The organism is Bacillus gaemokensis (genome assembly GCF_001590835.1).
GTDB classification, from domain to species: domain Bacteria; phylum Bacillota; class Bacilli; order Bacillales; family Bacillaceae_G; genus Bacillus_A; species Bacillus_A gaemokensis.
Window position 1 is genome coordinate 560,356 of the sequence record NZ_LTAQ01000012.1, and the last position, 19,645, is coordinate 580,000.

The following is a 19,645-nucleotide window of genomic DNA, read 5'->3' on the forward strand; positions in this document are numbered from 1 at the left end:
GTGTAATGAAAAAAGTGAGAAAAGCGATTATTCCTGCTGCTGGATTAGGAACGCGCTTTTTACCAGCAACAAAAGCAATGCCAAAAGAAATGCTTCCGATTGTAGATAAGCCAACGATTCAATATATCGTAGAAGAAGCAGTGGCGTCTGGAATTGAAGATATTATCATTGTTACTGGTAAAGGGAAACGTTCAATTGAAGATCATTTCGATAATGCATTTGAATTAGAACAGAACTTATTAGAAAAGAAAAAATATGAGTTGCTTGAAAAAGTACAAGCTTCTTCTAAAATGGTAGATATCCATTATATTCGTCAAAAAGAGCCAAAAGGATTGGGACATGCTGTTTGGTGCGCACGTAAGTTTATTGGTGATGAGCCATTTGCTGTTTTACTAGGTGATGATATCGTTCAAGCTGAGAATCCATGTTTACGTCAATTAATGGATGAATATGATAAAACACTTTCTTCTGTTATTGGTGTACAAACGGTTCCAGAGGCAGAAACACATCGTTATGGAATCATTGACCCATTAGAGCAAGATGGCCGTCGTTATCAAGTTCGACAGTTTGTTGAGAAGCCAGCGCAAGGTACAGCGCCTTCAAACTTAGCAATTATGGGACGTTACATTTTAACTCCTGAAATTTTTATGTTCTTAGAACAACAACACATCGGTGCTGGTGGCGAAATTCAATTAACTGATGCGATCCAAAGTTTAAATGAAATTCAACGTGTATTTGCTTATGACTTCGAAGGAAAGCGTTACGATGTTGGAGAAAAATTAGGCTTTGTTCAAACGACAATTGAAATGGCGCTTCAGCATAAGGAATTAAGAGAAGATATGCTTGTGATGATGAAGAACATTTTAGAAGAACAAACGAAATAAGAATTATAATAAAAAAAGAGTTACTCCATACGTAGGGAGTAACTCTTTTTCAGTGTTATAGTGTTGAATGAGAATGTTGATAAGCAGAACGACGCACTGCATAATATATACGAGGTGCAATGACAGCACTAATTACTGTAAAGATAATATCTTTAATAGCAAACCACATCATAATTATCCAAGCCGCTTTGTAACTCATATTTCCGCCCATCCAGACGTTTACAGCCGCATACATATAAGTAGTACCAATTACATACGTTAAGATAATTCCAGTCGCGGAAGCAATCGCAAATGTACCGAACTGCGGTTTTTCTTTTTGTTCTACAAGTTTTCCCGTTACATAAGCAACAACAATAAAGGCGATAATGAAACCGCCAGTAGGATCTAAAAGTGCTCCAAATCCAGCCTTAAAATTTGCAAAAATTGGTGCGCCTGCAACCCCAACAAGCATATAAACAGTCATAGATAAGGCCCCAAGTCTGCTTCCAAGAAGAAGACCAGCTAAAATTGCGAAAAATGGTTGCATAGACAGTGGAACACCAGCTACTTGTAAAAATGGCGCCCAAGATACAATATTCGCACCAATAGCCATAAGAGCGACAAACATAGCAGCCAGTGCTAAATCTAAAGCACGTAATCGGTTCATAATGTTAACCTCCTGTTGTTTTCGGTTAACAACATCGTAGCTAATTTATTTATCTATTGTCAATCAAAATGTTTTGATAGTTAGGTTTCAGTGATTCCCTAAGTAACGTGTATGGAATACGAAATTGAGGAATCCCGCTTGAATAAGGAGCAATCTCATATAATGAGAAATAGACGACAAGATGATCGGGCTCTAAATAATAGTTAAATTTCTTTGTGCTCATCACTTTTTCAGCAGCATCGGGAAAATAGATACTTTCATTTTGTTTAATCTGTCTAACGATTTCTGTGCGGATGATATCTTTATATGTACTGTCTTTTTGAAATAAATCATTCAAACTGAGTAACTTTTTTTCCTTTAAATCAAATGTATTTGCTTTCCATGTATATAATCCATGGGCTCCACCTGTATATTGATAATAATTTACATAGAGGCTAAGTAAGGGATATTTTTGCAATGTGACTTTATAGTCAACATTTGTGACATATGGATGAAAAAGAGAATCTGACTCTCCAACTTCTTTATAGTATGTTTTTGCCTCTTTTTCCAGCGCTTTTTTAAAGCGAGTTGCCTCTGTTTCATAGTACGCATTCAACTTATTTTGAAATTTTGAATCTGAAAAATTTTGAAAGTAGGGTCTGCTAATTTGATATTCAAAATAAGGTTTCTTACCTTTTTGTGTAATAGTCTTAATATCGATTGTCAGGTTAGATGTTTGGGCAGCATCCGTACAATTTGGTACAATAATGAGCAAGGAGAGTAACAAGGATAGTAGAAAGAATTTCTTTTTCATGTAGATGAACCTCCTTATATAATTTCTAAGGATAGTTTGAAAGTAAATAGGTAAAATTATACATTTTTTCTCGTGAGGAGAAGGGGGGAAACGATATGTCGAAAACATTAATGGACACACTTGGGATTGAGCTGTTAGAAATGACAGAAGAGAAAGTGGTAGCAACTATGCCAGTAGATGGACGTACACATCAGCCATTTGGTTTTTTACATGGCGGAGCATCCGTTGCATTAGCAGAAACTGTGGCAAGTGTTGGATCATATAATTTAATTGACCAAGAAAAGTGTATTTGTTTTGGACTAGAAATTAATGCGAATCATATTCGCTCTAAACGCGAAGGAATTGTAACAGCGATTGGAACCCCGATTCATAAAGGGCAAACAACGATGGTTTGGGATGTTCGAATTATTGATGAGGACGATGATTTGCTTTGTATTTCAAGATGTACAGTGGCTATTAAAGAGAAGCGCGAAAAATAAAAGAGGCTGCCCAGGGGCAGCCTCTTTTTTGTGAGCAAATGAATATATCGGCGTTTTTTCAAATATATCGATCGTTTCGCCGTATATATCAGCGTTTTTTCGAATATATCGGCAATTCGACACAACATATCGATCGTTCTTCAATTAAAACTGGATTTTCTTCTCTAAGAAGCCTTTTAGTTCGCTAATTGGCATACGAACTTGCTCCATTGTGTCACGGTCACGTACTGTAACAGCTTTATCTTCCACTGAGTCGAAGTCATATGTGATACAGAATGGTGTACCGATTTCGTCTTGACGACGGTAACGTTTACCGATAGAACCAGTTTCGTCATAGTCTACCATGAAGTCTTTTGCAAGTTCTGCGAACACTTCACCAGCGCCTTCAGATAACTTTTTAGATAGTGGTAAGATTGCTGCCTTATATGGTGCTAAAGCAGGGTGGAAACGAAGAACTGTACGAGAGTCGTTTTCTAATTGCTCTTCTTCGTATGCATCACATAAGAATGCTAATGTTACACGGTCTGCGCCAAGAGATGGCTCGATGCAGTATGGTACGTAACGTTCGTTCGTTTGTGGATCAATATAATTAAAGTCTTCGTTAGAATGTTCCATGTGACGTTTTAAGTCGAAGTCTGTACGAGATGCAACGCCCCAAAGTTCGCCCCAGCCGAATGGGAATTTAAATTCGATATCAGTTGTTGCGTTACTGTAGTGAGATAATTCTTCCTCACCATGGTCACGAAGGCGCATGCTTTCTTCGTTCATACCAAGTGATAGTAACCAGTTTTTACAAGTGTTACGCCAGAACGTGAACCATTCTAAATCTTCACCTGGTTTGCAGAAGAATTCAAGCTCCATTTGTTCGAATTCACGTGTACGGAATGTAAAGTTACCAGGCGTAATTTCGTTACGGAAACTTTTACCAATTTGACCGATGCCAAATGGAAGCTTCTTACGCATAGAGCGTTGTACGTTTTTGAAGTTTACGAAGATACCTTGTGCTGTTTCAGGACGAAGGAAGATTTCGTTTGTGCTAGATTCTGTAACACCTTGGAATGTTTTAAACATTAAGTTGAATTGACGGATTTCTGTGAATTCTTCGCTACCGCAATCTGGGCATTTTACTTCGTGTTCTTTCATTAATCCAGCCATTTGATCGAAAGTAAGACCATCAACGATCATTTCGATGCCTTTTGCATCTAATGCATCTTCGATTAATTTATCAGCACGGTGGCGCGCTTTACACTTTTTACAGTCGATCATTGGATCGTTAAAGTTACCAACGTGACCAGATGCTACCCAAGTTTTTGGGTTCATTAAAATCGCTGCGTCTAAACCAACGTTGTATGGAGATTCTTGAATGAATTTTTTCCACCAAGCTTTTTTTACGTTATTTTTTAATTCGATACCAAGTGGACCGTAGTCCCAAGTGTTTGCAAGACCACCATAAATTTCAGAACCAGGGAAAACAAAACCGCGATGTTTCGCTAAGTTTACAACTTGTTCCATTGAATACATAATAAAATCCTCCTTTTAAAAGTTAACGTATTGGCGATGACAGGGTGTACTTACTGAACGGGAAGTTTCTGAGCGAGCCGCTTGGGCTTTTCGGTATGATCTAGCTCCAGCGGCTAGACTGTTCGGTGGCTTCGCTTCTTCCGCCGAGGCAAAGAACGCCTCTATGTCAGAAGCTCCATTCCCCTCAAAGTCTGAACGAGCCGCTTGGGCTTTTCAATCAATACAAAAAAGCTCGTCTCTAGGCATTTTTGCCTAGGGACGAGCTTGTATATACCCGCGGTTCCACCCTAGTTGATGAGTGTGTAAACACGCATCCACTTTATCACGTATTGCTCAAGACTGCCGTTTCCTCGCTTTTTCAGGCTTTCACTATTCCTGAATCGCTTTTGTGCAAGTACTTATAAGTCCGTCATCGCTACTATATTTAATAATAATGACCATATTCTATCACGTTCCTTTTTAAATCACAATAGAGGAACGAGCGTATCTATATAAATACAAATTGAAAAAACGATATAAAACCATTCTTTTTAGGTGGGAGAGAGGATCCGGCCATGCATAGAAGCGGTCAGCTCCTTTTTCAGCCCCATGCCAAGTGAAAACAAAAGGAGAAAATAAGTGGAAATCTTCTTTTGTTTTCATAGCCGTGATTTGTATGTTGGAAAACCAAAATGGATATATATGATAGAGTTTCGCCTATTCCACTACTCTTTATTCTGTAGAAGCGCTCATTGCACTGCGAATATGTTTGATTGCTTCGCGCTTACTTAGGGGAGCGAGCTCGTTGTTTTGAACGTATTCCCATACCACATTAGGGCTTTTTTTCGCATATTCACGAAGTACCCAGCCAATTGCTTTTTGAATGAAAAATTCTTTTGAAGAATTGAGCTGACCGATAATCGAGAAGAGAAGTTGTTCATCAGTCTGTTGTTTATATTTGAGCTGGAATAAGATTGCGGAACGTTGTAACCATATATTTTCTGAGGCAATCCATTTTGGGATATAGGTAGAAATCGCTTCTGGATGTTTCAAGAAGATGTCTCCTAAGAATGTAGGGACGATACCATCAACGGAATCCCACCATGATTTCGTTATAATGAGCTCCTCTAAAAACGGGATGTGAGAATCATCTAGGTGCTTTTTATATTTCTGTAATATGTCGAGACTGGCGGCTTGAAATTCACGTTCTGGTAAAGACCAAAGTTCACGAATGATGACCTGGAAATCTTTTTTGTCTGGAAGGTTATGTACTTGTATGACTTCACGTAATAGTGTTCTTCTTTCTGGTGATTGAATACCAAGAAACGGGAAGTGATTTTTCATATAACGAGTCATTGGTTCTGCTTTTTCTGGATTTTGATGTGTGAGAAAGTGTTGCTTTAGGGCTTCGGTAAATGGGTGCATAAAATTGTTCTCCTTTCATGTTTTTGTTCATATTATACAGGGGAGTAAGTGGAATTTGAAAATATAAGTAATAGAGATGTGAAATATACTGAGGGTAGAAAGGAGAGGAGCGATGGAAGAGCAAAGTATATTAGCTGGTTTCTTTGCGCTTGGTTTTGCTTTTATTCTAATCACTGTAATCTGGGTTATTATTGCGTATTTACTAACGGCAGTTGCATTATATACGATGGCAAAAAATGATGGTGCTGACGATGGTGTTCTTGCTTTTATTCCATTTTTAAATAGTAAAATTTTGGGGGATTTAGCGAAAGAGAAGTTACCTGACTTTTTGAAAGAAGAAGCGGGATGGAAAGTGTTTGGTATATATGTTGCATGCTTCATTTTGAATTTTATTCCAATTATAAGTCTGCTAGCAACTGGTGTATCAATTGTTTTGTCCATTTATCTCATATACGCTATTTTAGAAAGATATGGAACAAACGCAATATTATTTACAATTATACATGTGATAACATGCTCTATTTTTTTACCGATTCACTTATTTATTATTCGAGATGAGCCAACGAAATATTAGAATTTACTGAGGATAAGCATGTTGCATATTGTCGAACGGTCGATATGTTGTGTCGAATCGCCGATATATGAGGAGAAGCGGTCGATATATGAAAAAGGCTATCGCATGTGGTGATAGCCTTTTTTGATAGTGATTCTAAGCGAGCCACTGCCGCTTTTTATGGAATCCAGCTCTAGTGGCTAGAATCTCCGGTCGTTTCGCCCCCTCGGACGAAGCGAAAAAGCACTTCTCTGTCGGGTGCTCTAACGCCCTGCGATTCTGAACGAGCCATTGCCGCTTTTTTATCTACATTAAGTAACGTAAATAAATATAAATATGAGAAATAATTAATGACACGATCATAATCGGGAAACCAACTTTTAAGAAATCCATGTAGCTAAATTTATGTCCTTCACGGCTTGCGATTCCAGCTACGATTACGTTAGCGGAAGCACCGATTAACGTTCCGTTTCCGCCTAGACAAGCTCCTAATGCTAATGACCACCATAATACATCGATTTGTGCATCAGAAGGTGATAGACCAAGGCCGACTGCCATATCGTTAATAAGCGGAATCATTGTCGCAACGAATGGAATGTTATCAATTGTTGCGGATGCAATACCGGATACCCATAAAATAAGGATAGATGCGTAGGAAATATCCCCGCCTGTTAAACCGATTACTTTTTGAGCTAACATTTTGATGAGGCCGATATCAATAAGTCCACCAACGAGTACGAATAGACCCGCAAAGAAGAAAATCGTAACCCACTCTACATGAGCAAATACTTCTTCAATTTCATGCTCTTTTACACCGATTAACATAAGTACAGTTGCGCCTGTTAAGGCGATTACTGCTGCATCAATGTGGAAAATGGAATGAGTCATGAAGCCTAGAATTGTAAGACCAAGTACTGTTAAAGATTTTTTCATTAATACAGGGTCTTTAATGTATTGTTTTTCATCTAAGCTCATTAACTTTTTAATTTGTACAGGATCAGCAATGAGCTGCTTACGGTACATAAAGTAAATCATTGTTGCGATAACAGCGATAATGATAAGTACGATTGGTGCTAAGTTGAATAAGAAAGCATTGAAATCTAAATGCTTATTTGCAGAACCAATCATAATGTTTGGTGGATCGCCAATTAATGTGGCAGTTCCCCCGATGTTTGAAAAAATAATTTCGGAAAGTAAATATGGAACAGGATTTACTTGTAAAATGCGCGTAATAGATAGAGTAACAGGAACAACAAGAAGTACTGTTGTTACGTTATCTAAAAATGCGGAACCAATTGCGGTAAGTAAAGAAAGAGAAATTAAAATTTTAATTGGACTTCCTTTTGCCTGTTTCGCTGCTTTAATTGCAACATATTGGAATACGCCGGATTTACTCGTGATATTTACTAATATCATCATACCGATTAATAGCGTAATCGTTCCCCATTCAATATGTTTTGTAAAAGCGTTGTGTAAGTCAACGACGCCAACAATGACCATAAATGCTGCACCAAGAAGCGCGATGACAGCACGATTGATTTTTTCTGAAATGATAATGGCATATGTAATTAAAAAGACTGCGATAGCGAAATAATACTGCCAGTTTGCGATTTCTTGCGTTGTTTCGTGCAAAAATCCCATCTCCTTTCGGTTACTTTTCTTAGTGTGTCATAAAACTTTCGAAAGAAACACACTTAACGCCATTATAAAGTAGAAAAATGTCGGATGTAAATGAAAGGGTTTGTTTTGCCATATTTTCTGTACAAATGAATTTTTCTCCTTTTTAAAAATATTTGCGGTTATTTGACATATACATAAGATACATCCAATCTGAATGTATAAAATATAAGTAGCATTCGAGCTTGTTCGTGTAGGATTGCTAAGTCGAAGGGAATGAAAGTAGACGGAATGATAAGGAAGGGATTATATGGATGAACAACAATTCTTATTTTTGGATTTTGAGTTCACGATGCCTCAAAATAGGAAAAAACCAAAGGGGTTTTTTCCAGAAATTATTGAGGTAGGACTTGTGTCAGTTGTGAATTGCGTAGTGGAAGATACGTATTCATCGTATGTAAGACCGGAAACCTTTTTAAGTTTAACAGATCGATGCAAAAAATTTTTAGGGATTAAGCAGGAAGCTGTGGATGGAGGGATTTCTTTTTTGGAACTTGTCGAGAAACTAGTCCAATATGAAAAAAAATGTCAGCCTACAATTGTGACTTGGGGAAATATGGATATGAAAGTGTTAAAGAATAATTGTGAAACGGCAGGCGTAGCGTTTCCTTTTTCAGGTCAATGCCGAGATTTATCACTTGAGTATAAGCGTTTTTTTGGTGAACGGAATCAAACAGGGTTATGGAAGGCAATTGAGGCATACGGAAAAGTGGGAACAGGAAAGCATCATTGTGCACTCGATGATGCGATGACAACATATAATATTTTTAAACTGGTAGAAAAGGACAAAGAATATTTAGTAAAACCAGCCCCCCCGACATTAGGCGAGCTCGTCGATTTTTCAAAAGTATTAAAGAAAGTGAGTACACAATAAAGACCAAATTACAAATTATGTAATTTGGTCTTTTTGTTTTTTACAGTTTATAATCTTGTTTTAATTGTTGCAGAGTTTGTAAACTCCGCTGTGCGAACGGAGAATCATCTTCTTGAAAGGCACTCATTTGTGTTTCTAATGCCGCTTGCAGGGATTCTTTATAATCCGGAATATCTCCCTCGTACTTTTTCACCATTTGCTGCGGAACGTTGGTTTGCTCACGATAAGCCAAAGCACGTCTTTCATGGAAAAATGGCACGTCAGCTTGTTTTACATTATGTAAATCACCTTGCACCGGATGCTTTAAAACGGCTAATACTTTAACAACATAGCTCCCGGGACGACTGTTTGTAATTTCGCCGATATATTTTCCTGTTTTATAAATACCAGTAACGATTTCCCCAATTTCCAAAGTTTCTTTCATATTTTTCACCTCAATTTTATAGTACGGAAAGCTGTGAATGGAGTCAAAGAAATCATTTACAGGAACATGAATTTGAGAAGTTAAGTGCGCTTGTGAATTGAGAGATGTTATAATTTATAAAAAAACAGAAAATTCTGAGGGGTTGAAGGTATGTAACATATCGACCGCTGCAGGGTGTTTAGCTGCACAAGATTTAGTATCTTGGATTATTGAATCGCTGGTCGGAGAAGACATGGTTCATAAGGTATTGGAAAGTGTACAACCAGTAGGTGAAGCGTTACAGATAGAAAGGTAGTAAAAAACAAAGGAGTGATTGTTATGATGCCTTTATATTTTCCAGAAGATAAAACCGAATATATTATTCCGGGGATTGTGTGTGTGTTATTTATAGTTGGTGCAATTGCAACATGGCGCATGTTCATTCGCGTATCAAAGCGAGAAGCAGAGCGTTTGCAGCAGGTTGAAGAAAAGCTGTTAGCTGAAAAGAAACGCTGATTCGTTTTTGTATGTTTCCCTCTAAGCTCGGACAATCTAAGAGCAGAATGTATTTTGGAGGGAATTATGATGAAAAAACAGCTTTTATTTGGATGTTGTGCGCTGTTTCTTATAGCAGGTTGTGATAAAGGAAATCTAAAAGAAATCGATGTGAAATTATATAATGCTTCTGGTGATACAGTTGGGACAGCGAAAGTGACCCAACAAGCAAGTGGAGTGAAAATATCGATTAAGGCGGAAGGGTTTGCGCCAGGGCCTCATGGATTACATATTCATGAAGTGGGAGAATGTAAAGCACCTCGTTTTATATCGGCTGGTAATCATTTTAATCCAGATGAGAAGAAGCATGGACTGATGAACCCAAAAGGTGCGGAGAATGGTGATCTACCGAATGTTGTAGCAGATGATTCAGGAAAGATTAAGGCGGAAATTGAGGCGCCTCATATATCACTTGAAGAAGGGAAAACGACGATTCACCGAAAAGATGGTGCGTCTATTATTATTACTGAAAATCCTGATGATGGGATGACGCAACCCGCTGGAAATTCAGGTGATCGAATTGCTTGTGGTGTCATTGTAGAAAAGGCATTAGATACTAAGAAAAAGTAGAAGCTACCTTGAGCAGGGTAGCTTTTTTCATTTAACTATGAAAATGTATACCTAAGTCTGTTTAAAATTTCTTCTAGTACCTCTCTTGGACAACCGATGTTAATACGAATATACTGTCCTCCGCCTGTCCCATATTTTTCGCCGGGTTCAACGATAATTTTCCCTTTTTCTTCGAGGTGTTTTGTTCGCTCCTTTTGAGAGAGTCCGAGGCGTGAACAATCTACCCAGAGTAAAAACGTACCTTCAGATTTGGTGACAGAAAGGGTAGGGATATTCTTTTCAATAAATTCACGAGCGAACTGAGCGTTTCCTTCTATGTATAAACGAATTTCTGCCAGCCACTCATTACATTCTGTATAGGCGCTTTGCATTGCTGTATAAGCAAATGTATTTAACCCGTGAAAACCTTGTCTTTGTTGCACAGATGTAAAGGCATCTCGAATTTTTGGATCTGGAATAATAATAATTGATGCTTGTAATCCGGCAATATTAAATGTTTTACTTGGTGCCATGCAAGTAATAGTGCGTGCTGCTAATGATTCAGACAAGGAAGCGAATGGCGTATGTGTATAATTTGAGAAAATGATGTCTGCATGAATTTCATCTGTAATAACGGTTACTTTATATTGTTCACATAATGTTCCAAGCTTTGTAAGCTCATCTTTTGTCCAAACGCGTCCAACCGGATTATGTGGACTGCAAAGGAGCATAAGTTTTATCCCTTGCTTAAACTGTGTCTCTAAATGCTCAAAATCCATTGTGTATGAGTCGTTTTGTAAAAGTAATGGACTTTCACATACAAGGCGGCTATTTTTTGTAACCATATCAAAGAATGGGGGATAGATAGGTGGTTGTACAAGTACGGATTCACCCTCGTTTGTCAAAGCTTGGACACTTGTACTAAGAGCCGGAACGATGCCTGCGCTAAATACAATCCACTCTTTTTTTATCTCCCAATTGTATTGGCTTTTTGTCCAATGACAAAGAATATCTGTGATTTCTTCAGGAGGTATTGTATAGCCGAAAATAGGATGTTCAAGCCGTTTTTGCAGTGCGGTTTGAATTGGTTTTGGTACTTCAAAGTCCATATCAGCAATCCAAGCATGAAGAAGCTCTTCACTTTTATGTGTATCCCACTTTGTACTATGGGTTCCGCGGCGATTAATCGTTTTGTGAAATTGCTGCATATGTTGGCTCCCTTTCTCTTTAAAACCGTTAATTTGTGAAAGTTCTCTTTCTTCTTCTAGAATAGCTGATATGATACGATAAAGAAAAGATTAAAAAAGTGGAAAAGGCGGGAAGTAGATGGGTGCATATGAAAAGATGGTAGAAATGGTGAGAAATTGGGATCCTTTTCAAATGGGGCCTGAATTTTATGAAACAGAAGCAAGTGATGTTGTGAATGTGGTAAGCGCGTTTGACGACCCGAAATATATTGCAAAAAAAATACAAAACATTTACTTTATGTCGTTTGAAGAAGTACTAGCTATTGAGAAGTGTGAGAAATTAGCAGAGGAGCTACTTTTATTAAAAGAAGGCGGAAGTTGCTCATTGTAGGCTGTCGGAAATTCCGGCAGCCTTTGTTTTTTCAAAAAATCTATGTCGCATTTTGTAGAGTGGTCGATATGTTGTGTCGAATCGCCGATATATGAGTGGAAACGGTCGATATATTAAACAACGCTAATATGCGGATACTACTGTGCGGAGAATGCCATGATTTCTTCATATACATGCTCTGGTTTTTCCTCTGGTAGTAAGTGACCTGTATTGTCGTATGAAATAAACTTAGAGTTTGGCAAATCTTCGTGCAAACGATGGCCAACATGAACAGGAACGACGCGGTCCTTCTCGCCCCAAATGAGCAGAGTTGGCGTTTCAATTTTTCGTAATTCAGCTGATGACAAATCACCCTCGCGATCCCTGATCATTCTTGTTAGAGCAAGGAAAATTCGATTGTCGTAAAAGGGAGCAGCGTAACCTTCCATCATTTCATCATCAATTAAATTATGGTCATGAACGACATTCATTAAATTATGAACAATGCCTCTTCGCACGATCCAGTTCTTTACATACAAATGGAAAAACGGTAAATAGGAGGAATAAATAAGCGGCAAATTTGCCCGTGTTAAGTAACTAGAGCTACATAGTAAAATGGTTTTTGTAATTAGATCAGGCCGTATGCGATTGACGTAAAGTGAAATCTGTCCACCCATTGAATGACCAACTAATATAATCTTGGTAAGATCTAAGTGTTCGACTAAATCGATAATGACTGTCGCTAAATTATGATAGGAATATGTGAAATGATTAGATTTATCGCTTTTTCCAAATGGTGGTAAATCAAGAGCGAGTACTGTTCCTTCTTTTGCAAGCAACGGAATTAATCTTCGATAACTAAATGAAGAAGAGAGAAACCCGTGAATGAGTACGAAAGTTGGGCGTTCTTTTTTATTACTGTGTTCATATAGCTCATAATGAACAGTAGTACCGCGAGTGGAAAAAGTGAAGTAAGGATGCTCTGGTTCGTGGTTCATTTTTTGTCACTCCATTGATTTTTTGTTCATATCATCTCCTATTAGAAACGGATTTATGATGACAAAAAAAGGCAAGACGGAGGGCCATCTTGCCTTTTACATATTATAAGTTTTATCCACGTACAACATTTGGTGGTGTATTTCCCTGTAACCCAGCAACTAAATTTTCAGCAGCGGTCATTGCCATTTTTTGTCTTGTCTTTAATGTCGCAGATCCAATATGGGGTAAAGTAACAACATTTGTTAAAGATAAGAGTGGATTATCTTTTTGGACAGGTTCTTGTGTAAAGGTATCAATGCCTGCTGCAAAGATTTTCTTTTGTTTCAGTGCATCGATTAATGCCAATTCATCTACTGTTTTACCACGGGAAGCATTAATGAAAATCGCTGTTTCTTTCATTAATGAAAATTCCTTCTCTCCAATAAGATGATATGTTCCTTCGGTTAATGGCGTTAGAAGAACAATGAAATCAGATTGCGTTAATAGTGTGTTTAAATCACAGTATGTGGCATCGAATTTTTGTTCAGCCTCTTCTTTACGACGGCGATTATAGTAAAGAACATTCATGTCGAATCCGAATTTTGCCCGCTTGGCAACCGCTTCTCCAATTCGGCCCATTCCAATAATCCCAATTGTACTATGGTGTACATCGAGTCCGAAGTGCTCTTTTGAAATTTCGGCATTCCAATTTCCGCTTTTTACATAAGAATCAAGCTCGCATACGCGGCGGCCGGCCGATAACATAAGAGCGAAAACAAGGTCAGCAACTGTATCATCTAATACATATGGTGTATTCGTTCCAATCACATTTTTGCCCCGCATCGCTTCTAAGTCAAAATTATCATAGCCAACAGAAATGTTACTCACCACTTTTAGGTGAGGGGCTGCTTGTAATAACTCTTCATCGATCTGTGAACCGAAGTTAAGTAAGCCATGTTTATCTTTCATTTTGTCTAATAAAATTTCACGTGGTATTTTTTCATTACTGTCCCATGTTTCATAATCACAGTGTTCAGAGAGATATGTTTCTACAAATTTTGGAACGGGTTCAGCAATATATACTTTTGGTTTCACGGTTTCATCCCCTTTCATTTTTATTTTTACATAATTCTCTAAAAAAATCTTCTTTTCAAACATAAAAGGATATCTGTATAATTTAGACACAAACAAAAGGGAGGGTGAATTATATGATGACTGAAAAAGAATTGGAATTGTTAGCTTGTCTTGAAAAAAGCAGTCGTTTATCCGTAGAAACTTTAGCGAAAATGTTAAATATAGAAGTAGCAGTAGTAAAAGAAATGGTGGAGAAATTAGAAAGAGAAAAAATCATTGTTGATTATGTTACACATATAGATTGGACAAAGGTGAGAGAGCATAGCGGCTTAACAGCGATGATCGATGTGAAAGTTACACCAAAGCATGGAGTTGGCTTCGATGCAGTTGCAGAGCAAATTTATCGTTATTCAGAAGTGAAATCGGTTTATTTAATGTCAGGGACATATGATCTTTCTATTACGTTAGAAGGAAAAAGTATGGCTGAAGTGGCAACTTTTGTTTCTGAGAAGTTAGCAACGATTGAATCTGTTGTTTCCACAACAACACACTTTATTTTGAAAAAATATAAGCATGAGGGACTTATCTATGACAAAACTGATGATGATAAACGAATTGTGGTGGCACCATGAAACAATTTGAACTATCAAGAGCAGCAGAGTCTTTACAACCATCGGGAATTCGTAAGTTTTTTGACTTAGCAGCTGGTATGAAAGGTGTTATTTCACTTGGAGTAGGAGAGCCGGATTTTGTTACACCATGGCATGTAAGACAAGCATGTATTCGCTCGTTAGAGGAAGGATACACAGCATATACTGCAAATGCAGGATTATTAGAGTTGCGTCAAGAAATAGCAAAGTATCTTCAAAAGCAATTTCATGTTTCATATGATCCGAACGAAGAGATTATTGTTACAGTTGGAGCAAGTCAAGCATTAGATGTTGCGATGCGTGCCATTGTAAATCCTGACGACGAAGTCATCATTATTGAGCCAAGTTTCGTATCGTATGCACCGCTTGTTACATTAGCTGGTGGTGTACCAGTTCCAGTAGCAACTTCTTTAGAATCGGCATTTAAAGTACAGCCGGAGCAAATCGAAGCAGCCATTACAACAAAAACAAAGGCAATTTTACTTTGTTCCCCAAATAATCCAACCGGAGCACTTTTAAACAAATCCGAGTTAGAAAAATTAGCAACAATCGTTGAAAAATATAATCTCATTGTATTATCTGATGAAATTTATGCAGAGCTTGTATATGACGAATCTTATACAAGTTTTGCCAACATTAAAAATATGCGCGACCATACAATTTTAATTTCAGGATTTTCAAAAGGCTTTGCGATGACTGGATGGCGCCTTGGGATGATTGCGGCTCCTGTACATTTTTCAGAATTGATGCTTAAAATCCATCAATACTCTATGATGTGTGCACCGACGATGTCACAATTTGCAGCACTCGAAGCATTGCGCTTTGGGAACGATGAAGTAATTCGTATGAGAGAAAGTTATAAAAAACGCCGTAATTTCATGACGACATCGTTTAATGAAATGGGATTAACATGTCATGTGCCAGGCGGAGCGTTTTACGTATTCCCTTCTATTTCTGCAACAGGATTGTCTTCAGCTGAGTTTGCAGAACAATTATTGTTAGAAGAAAAAGTAGCGGTTGTTCCTGGAAATGTCTTTGGGGAAAGCGGAGAAGGATTTATTCGTTGTTCATATGCAACTTCACTTGAGCAGTTAATGGAAGCAATGAAGCGAATGAAACGGTTTGTAGAAAATAAAAAAAGGACAAAACAGAATACGTTTTGTCCATAAAAAAGGGGGGGGAATACTAGAAAGCCATGTGTTAGTATTCTATCCCAATATTTGAAAATTATACGTACTAGAGGAAATTTTTTCATGAATTTTGAATGAGATAGGTGCTAGTGGTATAATTTACTAATATAGGGTGGGACTTTTCACAGCGTGTTTTATCTTCGCTGAGAATGAACCACTAATCGTGCATTTATGAGTAAGTGCATCTGCTAATTTTCTTTGCTTTCTTGGTGGATGCTTTGCTACCTGCAAATAGCAGGGAAAATGGTAAACGTATGGGAGTGTTTCATATGTCAGAACAATATACAACAGGAGTGGTTGTAAAAGGGAAAGTGACTGGAATTCAAGATTACGGTGCATTTGTAGCATTGGATCAAGAAACGCAAGGGCTTGTTCATATATCCGAAATTACCAATGGATATGTGAAAGATATTCATGATTTTTTAAAAGTCGGAGATACAGTAGAAGTAAAAGTACTTTCAATTGATGAAGAACACAGAAAAATGAGTTTATCGTTAAAAGCGGCAAAGAGAAAACAAGGAACAATATTGGTACCTAATCCATCTGATAAGGGATTTAACACATTGCGTGAAAAGCTTAACGAATGGATTGAAGAATCACAGTTAACAAAGTAAAAGAGGGTCGCTAAATAAGCGACTCTCTTTTACTTTGTTATGATATATATTAGCAAATATGACTGCAAAGCAATCATATTCGTATGTCGGATGGGAAGGGCGACCTACCTACTACCGAATTTCATGTGTTTCTGGGTGAGTGCCAAGATTTTCAGATGGCTTAAATAGTAAACCAAGGTTAATGAGTCCAGAAATACCAACGATACCGTAAATAATTCGCGCGAGGGCAGAGTTTTGGCCACCGAAGATAGCTGCTACTAAATCAAATTGAAAGAACCCAATAAGTCCCCAGTTGACGGCACCAATTACAGTGAATACTAATGCAATACGTTGTAAAGTACTCATCTAAAATAGTCCTCCTTAAATTTGAAGCATAGGCAAGTCTTAGGTTTTCGTGAGTCATAAGAATCCACCTGTAAGGAATTGGTGGGGATAAAGTGGAATTCAGAAATGGAAGTATACTTTATCCAGCTTAACTCTCTTATAGAATGGTTATCTTTTGGAGTTTTTATACACAAAAGATATCTATTATAGGATGTATATACATCTATACCGAAAAATGCGAATTTTTATGCAAAAAGTGAACTTTTTTCAAAAAATAAATATTGGTTACGTTTACAATTCTCCAATTGCTTGATTTACATCTTCAGTTTCGCTAAAGTGAATACAGAAATACATATACATAACTGGAGGGAAAAAGATGAGCACACATGTAACGTTCGATTATTCAAAAGCGTTATCGTTCATCAGTGAACACGAACTAACTTATTTACGTGATGCAGTAAAAGTATCACATCATGCAATCCATGAAAAAACTGGAGCTGGGAACGATTTCCTTGGGTGGGTAGAGCTTCCGCTTCAATATGACAAAGAAGAATTTACTCGCATTCAAAAAAGTGCTGAGAAAATTAAAAATGACTCTGACATTTTACTTGTTGTAGGTATCGGTGGTTCTTACTTAGGAGCACGTGCAGCAATTGAAATGTTAAACCATTCTTTCTACAATACGCTTTCTAAAGAACAACGTAAAACTCCACAAGTGCTATTTGTTGGACAAAACATTAGCTCCACTTATATGAAAGATTTAATGGATGTATTAGAAGGTAAAGACTTCTCCATTAACGTTATTTCCAAATCAGGTACAACAACAGAGCCTGCAATTGCATTCCGCCTATTCCGTAAATTATTAGAAGAGAAATATGGAAAAGAAGAAGCTCGTAAACGTATTTATGCAACAACTGATAAAGCGCGTGGTGCTTTAAAAACATTAGCTGACGAAGAAGGCTACGAAACATTCGTTATTCCAGATGATGTTGGCGGTCGTTTCTCTGTATTAACACCAGTTGGTCTATTACCAATTGCGGTGAGTGGTTTAAATATTGAAGAGATGATGCAAGGGGCAGCTGCTGGGCATAATGACTTTGCAAAATCAGATCTTGAAGAAAATCCAGCTTACCAATACGCAGTTGTGCGTAACGCTCTATATAACAAAGGGAAAACCATTGAAATGCTTGTTAACTATGAGCCAGCACTTCAATACTTCTCTGAGTGGTGGAAACAGCTATTTGGCGAAAGTGAAGGAAAAGATCAAAAAGGTATTTTCCCATCTTCAGCAAACTTCTCGACTGATTTACATTCATTAGGTCAATACATTCAAGAAGGACGTCGTGACCTATTTGAAACAGTTCTTAAAGTAGGAAAATCTACACATGAACTAAAAATCGAATTAGATGAGAACGATTTAGATGGTTTAAATTACCTTGCTGGTGAAACAGTAGACTTCGTAAACACAAAAGCATACGAAGGTACATTACTTGCGCATAGCGATGGTGGCGTACCAAACTTAATCGTAAATATTCCAGAATTAAATGAGTATACATTCGGTTACCTTGTATACTTTTTCGAAAAAGCATGTGCAATGAGCGGCTACTTACTAGGCGTAAATCCATTTGACCAACCAGGTGTAGAAGCATACAAGAAAAACATGTTCGCTCTACTTGGAAAACCAGGATTCGAAGAACTAAAAGCAGAATTAGAAGAGCGTTTGAAATAAGAAAAGCGAAGCCGACTGTTTAGGCCCGTCGGCTAAGGTTCTTAGACGGAAGGGGCTAGGAGGCGTAGCTGGACAAATAAAAGCGGAAATGGCTTGCTCAGAATGGGAGGGGGATGGAGCTTCTGACATAGAGGAGTTCTTTGCCTCAGCGGAAGAAGTGAAGCCATCGACCATTCTAGCCGCTGTAGCTAGACAAAGAAAAGCAGAAAAAGCTGTTGGGATTATCCCAACAGCTTTTTTCTTTGGCAAGGTGGAGCTGGATAGTTGTCGAATAGTGTAGAACGGTCGATAAGTTGTGTCGAAACGCCGATATATAAGATGTTTCCGCCGATATATTATAAAAAACGCCGATATATTGATGCTAGAATGAGTACTGACCGGGAATGCTAAGGGAAAAGTTCAGGAAGGATGATGATCTTGCTTCCCATTCAATCAAATTTAGAAGGACGTACATATGCCCTTTATAAATTAGAAGAAACATTACAACCACTTGGTTATAGCATTGGTGGAAATTGGGATTATGACAAAGGGTGCTTCGATTATAAAGTAGATGAAGAGGATGGATATCAATTTTTAAGAGTGCCATTTACAGCGGTGGAAGGAGAGCTTGATGTACCTGGCGTAGTCGTTCGCATTGAAACACCGTATCTCCTTTCACACGTATATCAAGACGAACTTGATGATCAAGTAAATACATTAGCTGCTGGAACAAGTGGATTAGACCAATTTGCCGAACCGAAAGATGCAGATGGTAACATTAAAAGAAAATATGTTGATATTGGAGAAGCATTAGTAAAAGAGCTAGAAAAGCACCTTATCAATGAGTAATTACGATAAGTGTGTCACTTTCAATCAGGACAAAGGAATGGACGGGATTGATATGATATTGTTCATCTCGCCTTACACCTAGTAGTAGAATATTTTGTTTTAAAAGTAGACTACTACAAACTTCAAAAGTTTTTTCAGTATATGATGGAGGGATTTCTATTAACTGTAATTTACTCTCCGAGATCTCATTGTAAAGTGTAAATAACACACCTGAAATAGAAGGGAATAAAAGAGACGCGGTGAAAACATAACTTGTTAACTTATTTCCTTCTATAATCTCTGTCGCTCCTGCTCTAGTCGCATTTTGAATTTGTTCAGAAGTAAGTAGTTCGACAATACAGTGGATATTTGGATTCAATCCCT

Annotated in this window: 23 protein-coding genes and 2 pseudogenes (1 of these 25 cut by a window edge); 14 read left to right on the forward strand and 11 right to left on the reverse strand. The window is 37.7% G+C overall.

The window, feature by feature from the left end; all coding sequences use genetic code 11:
- Positions 1-5 precede the first annotated feature (5 nt).
- Positions 6-884 carry a UTP--glucose-1-phosphate uridylyltransferase GalU gene (gene galU, locus AZF08_RS13970; protein ID WP_033672927.1) on the forward strand — a complete coding sequence of 293 codons (879 nt, stop codon included), beginning with the start codon at positions 6-8 and terminating at the stop codon, positions 882-884.
- 55 nt (positions 885-939) lie between these two features.
- Here the strand turns inward: galU and AZF08_RS13975 are convergent, their stop codons facing one another.
- A complete protein-coding gene (locus AZF08_RS13975) occupies positions 940-1,530 on the reverse strand; it encodes a biotin transporter BioY (protein ID WP_033672925.1) in 591 nt (196 codons plus the stop codon).
- 49 nt (positions 1,531-1,579) lie between these two features.
- Positions 1,580-2,323 (reverse strand): DUF3298 and DUF4163 domain-containing protein, encoded by a 744-nt coding sequence (locus AZF08_RS13980; RefSeq protein ID WP_033672923.1) that lies wholly within the window; start codon positions 2,321-2,323, stop codon positions 1,580-1,582.
- Positions 2,324-2,418: 95 nt separating this feature from the next.
- Between AZF08_RS13980 and AZF08_RS13985 the strand changes: the two genes are divergently transcribed.
- The gene (locus AZF08_RS13985) at positions 2,419-2,802 is read left to right on the forward strand and encodes a hotdog fold thioesterase (RefSeq protein ID WP_033672922.1); all 384 of its coding nucleotides are present in this window, start codon (positions 2,419-2,421) and stop codon (positions 2,800-2,802) included.
- Positions 2,803-2,946: 144 nt separating this feature from the next.
- Here the strand turns inward: AZF08_RS13985 and AZF08_RS13990 are convergent, their stop codons facing one another.
- A complete protein-coding gene (locus AZF08_RS13990; protein WP_033672921.1) occupies positions 2,947-4,323 on the reverse strand; it encodes a glycine--tRNA ligase in 1,377 nt (458 codons plus the stop codon).
- 682 nt (positions 4,324-5,005) lie between these two features.
- Positions 5,006-5,727, reverse strand: a pseudogene (locus AZF08_RS13995) (DNA alkylation repair protein); the annotation flags it as partial.
- 112 nt (positions 5,728-5,839) lie between these two features.
- On the opposite strand from AZF08_RS13995, the gene AZF08_RS14000 reads away from it, so the two are divergent.
- Positions 5,840-6,301: a hypothetical protein gene (locus AZF08_RS14000; RefSeq protein WP_033672919.1), complete on the forward strand. Its 462-nt coding sequence runs from the start codon at positions 5,840-5,842 to the stop codon at positions 6,299-6,301.
- A 285-nt stretch (positions 6,302-6,586) separates the two neighbouring features.
- On the opposite strand, the gene AZF08_RS14005 is transcribed toward AZF08_RS14000, so the two are convergent.
- On the reverse strand, positions 6,587-7,921 hold the full coding sequence (locus tag AZF08_RS14005) for an ArsB/NhaD family transporter (protein ID WP_265182887.1): 1,335 nt from the start codon (positions 7,919-7,921) through the stop codon (positions 6,587-6,589).
- 286 nt (positions 7,922-8,207) lie between these two features.
- Between AZF08_RS14005 and kapD the strand changes: the two genes are divergently transcribed.
- Positions 8,208-8,831: a 3'-5' exonuclease KapD gene (gene kapD, locus AZF08_RS14010; protein ID WP_033672917.1), complete on the forward strand. Its 624-nt coding sequence runs from the start codon at positions 8,208-8,210 to the stop codon at positions 8,829-8,831.
- A gap of 40 nt (positions 8,832-8,871) precedes the next feature.
- Here kapD and AZF08_RS14015 read toward each other — a convergent pair whose 3' ends face one another.
- On the reverse strand, positions 8,872-9,255 hold the full coding sequence (locus tag AZF08_RS14015) for a kinase-associated lipoprotein B (RefSeq protein ID WP_033672916.1): 384 nt from the start codon (positions 9,253-9,255) through the stop codon (positions 8,872-8,874).
- 142 nt (positions 9,256-9,397) lie between these two features.
- Here AZF08_RS14015 and AZF08_RS14020 point away from each other — a divergent pair.
- The 3 genes and pseudogenes from AZF08_RS14020 to AZF08_RS14030 all read left to right on the forward strand — a co-directional run.
- Positions 9,398-9,550, forward strand: a pseudogene (locus AZF08_RS14020) (DJ-1/PfpI family protein); the annotation flags it as partial.
- 23 nt (positions 9,551-9,573) lie between these two features.
- The gene (locus tag AZF08_RS30770; protein ID WP_063177297.1) at positions 9,574-9,750 is read left to right on the forward strand and encodes a hypothetical protein; all 177 of its coding nucleotides are present in this window, start codon (positions 9,574-9,576) and stop codon (positions 9,748-9,750) included.
- 69 nt (positions 9,751-9,819) lie between these two features.
- The gene (locus AZF08_RS14030) at positions 9,820-10,359 is read left to right on the forward strand and encodes a superoxide dismutase family protein (RefSeq protein WP_033672915.1); all 540 of its coding nucleotides are present in this window, start codon (positions 9,820-9,822) and stop codon (positions 10,357-10,359) included.
- Positions 10,360-10,394: 35 nt separating this feature from the next.
- Here the strand turns inward: AZF08_RS14030 and AZF08_RS14035 are convergent, their stop codons facing one another.
- Positions 10,395-11,546, reverse strand: coding sequence for a MalY/PatB family protein (locus AZF08_RS14035; RefSeq protein WP_033672914.1), 1,152 nt, complete (start codon positions 11,544-11,546; stop codon positions 10,395-10,397).
- A 118-nt stretch (positions 11,547-11,664) separates the two neighbouring features.
- Here AZF08_RS14035 and AZF08_RS14040 point away from each other — a divergent pair, with 118 nt between their 5' ends.
- Positions 11,665-11,916 (forward strand): DUF1871 family protein, encoded by a 252-nt coding sequence (locus AZF08_RS14040; protein ID WP_033672913.1) that lies wholly within the window; start codon positions 11,665-11,667, stop codon positions 11,914-11,916.
- A gap of 137 nt (positions 11,917-12,053) precedes the next feature.
- Here AZF08_RS14040 and AZF08_RS14045 read toward each other — a convergent pair whose 3' ends face one another.
- Together AZF08_RS14045 and AZF08_RS14050 are read right to left on the reverse strand one after the other, a co-directional pair.
- The gene (locus AZF08_RS14045; RefSeq protein WP_033672912.1) at positions 12,054-12,893 is read right to left on the reverse strand and encodes an alpha/beta fold hydrolase; all 840 of its coding nucleotides are present in this window, start codon (positions 12,891-12,893) and stop codon (positions 12,054-12,056) included.
- Between the two features lie 112 nt (positions 12,894-13,005).
- A complete protein-coding gene (locus AZF08_RS14050) occupies positions 13,006-13,986 on the reverse strand; it encodes a 2-hydroxyacid dehydrogenase (RefSeq protein ID WP_033673564.1) in 981 nt (326 codons plus the stop codon).
- Positions 13,987-14,081: 95 nt separating this feature from the next.
- Here AZF08_RS14050 and AZF08_RS14055 point away from each other — a divergent pair, with 95 nt between their 5' ends.
- From AZF08_RS14055 to yugI, 3 genes are all read left to right on the forward strand, one after another.
- Complete coding sequence (locus AZF08_RS14055; RefSeq protein WP_033672911.1) at positions 14,082-14,579, forward strand: Lrp/AsnC family transcriptional regulator; 498 nt, start codon at positions 14,082-14,084, stop codon at positions 14,577-14,579.
- Positions 14,576-15,766: an aminotransferase gene (locus AZF08_RS14060; protein WP_033672909.1), complete on the forward strand. Its 1,191-nt coding sequence runs from the start codon at positions 14,576-14,578 to the stop codon at positions 15,764-15,766. The genes AZF08_RS14055 and AZF08_RS14060 overlap by 4 nt, the downstream gene beginning before the upstream one ends.
- A gap of 290 nt (positions 15,767-16,056) precedes the next feature.
- Entirely contained in the window at positions 16,057-16,401 is a 345-nt protein-coding gene (gene yugI / locus AZF08_RS14065; protein ID WP_033672908.1) for a S1 domain-containing post-transcriptional regulator GSP13, read from the forward strand.
- A 111-nt stretch (positions 16,402-16,512) separates the two neighbouring features.
- On the opposite strand, the gene AZF08_RS14070 is transcribed toward yugI, so the two are convergent.
- Positions 16,513-16,746: a DUF378 domain-containing protein gene (locus tag AZF08_RS14070; RefSeq protein ID WP_002124440.1), complete on the reverse strand. Its 234-nt coding sequence runs from the start codon at positions 16,744-16,746 to the stop codon at positions 16,513-16,515.
- Positions 16,747-17,101: 355 nt separating this feature from the next.
- Between AZF08_RS14070 and AZF08_RS14075 the strand changes: the two genes are divergently transcribed.
- The 3 genes from AZF08_RS14075 to AZF08_RS14085 all read left to right on the forward strand — a co-directional run bounded on the left by AZF08_RS14075 (position 17,102) and on the right by AZF08_RS14085 (position 19,282).
- A complete protein-coding gene (locus AZF08_RS14075) occupies positions 17,102-18,454 on the forward strand; it encodes a glucose-6-phosphate isomerase (protein WP_033672907.1) in 1,353 nt (450 codons plus the stop codon).
- An 88-nt stretch (positions 18,455-18,542) separates the two neighbouring features.
- Positions 18,543-18,734: a hypothetical protein gene (locus AZF08_RS14080; protein ID WP_033672906.1), complete on the forward strand. Its 192-nt coding sequence runs from the start codon at positions 18,543-18,545 to the stop codon at positions 18,732-18,734.
- Positions 18,735-18,871: 137 nt separating this feature from the next.
- A complete protein-coding gene (locus AZF08_RS14085) occupies positions 18,872-19,282 on the forward strand; it encodes a YugN-like family protein (protein ID WP_033673563.1) in 411 nt (136 codons plus the stop codon).
- On the opposite strand, the gene AZF08_RS14090 is transcribed toward AZF08_RS14085, so the two are convergent.
- On the reverse strand, positions 19,272-19,645 hold the final stretch of the coding sequence (locus AZF08_RS14090; protein ID WP_033672904.1) for a potassium channel family protein. 622 nt of this gene lie beyond the right edge of the window; only the last 374 of its 996 coding nucleotides appear in the window; its start codon lies off the right edge, out of view; its stop codon occupies positions 19,272-19,274. The two genes, AZF08_RS14085 and AZF08_RS14090, sit on opposite strands and share 11 nt — an antisense overlap.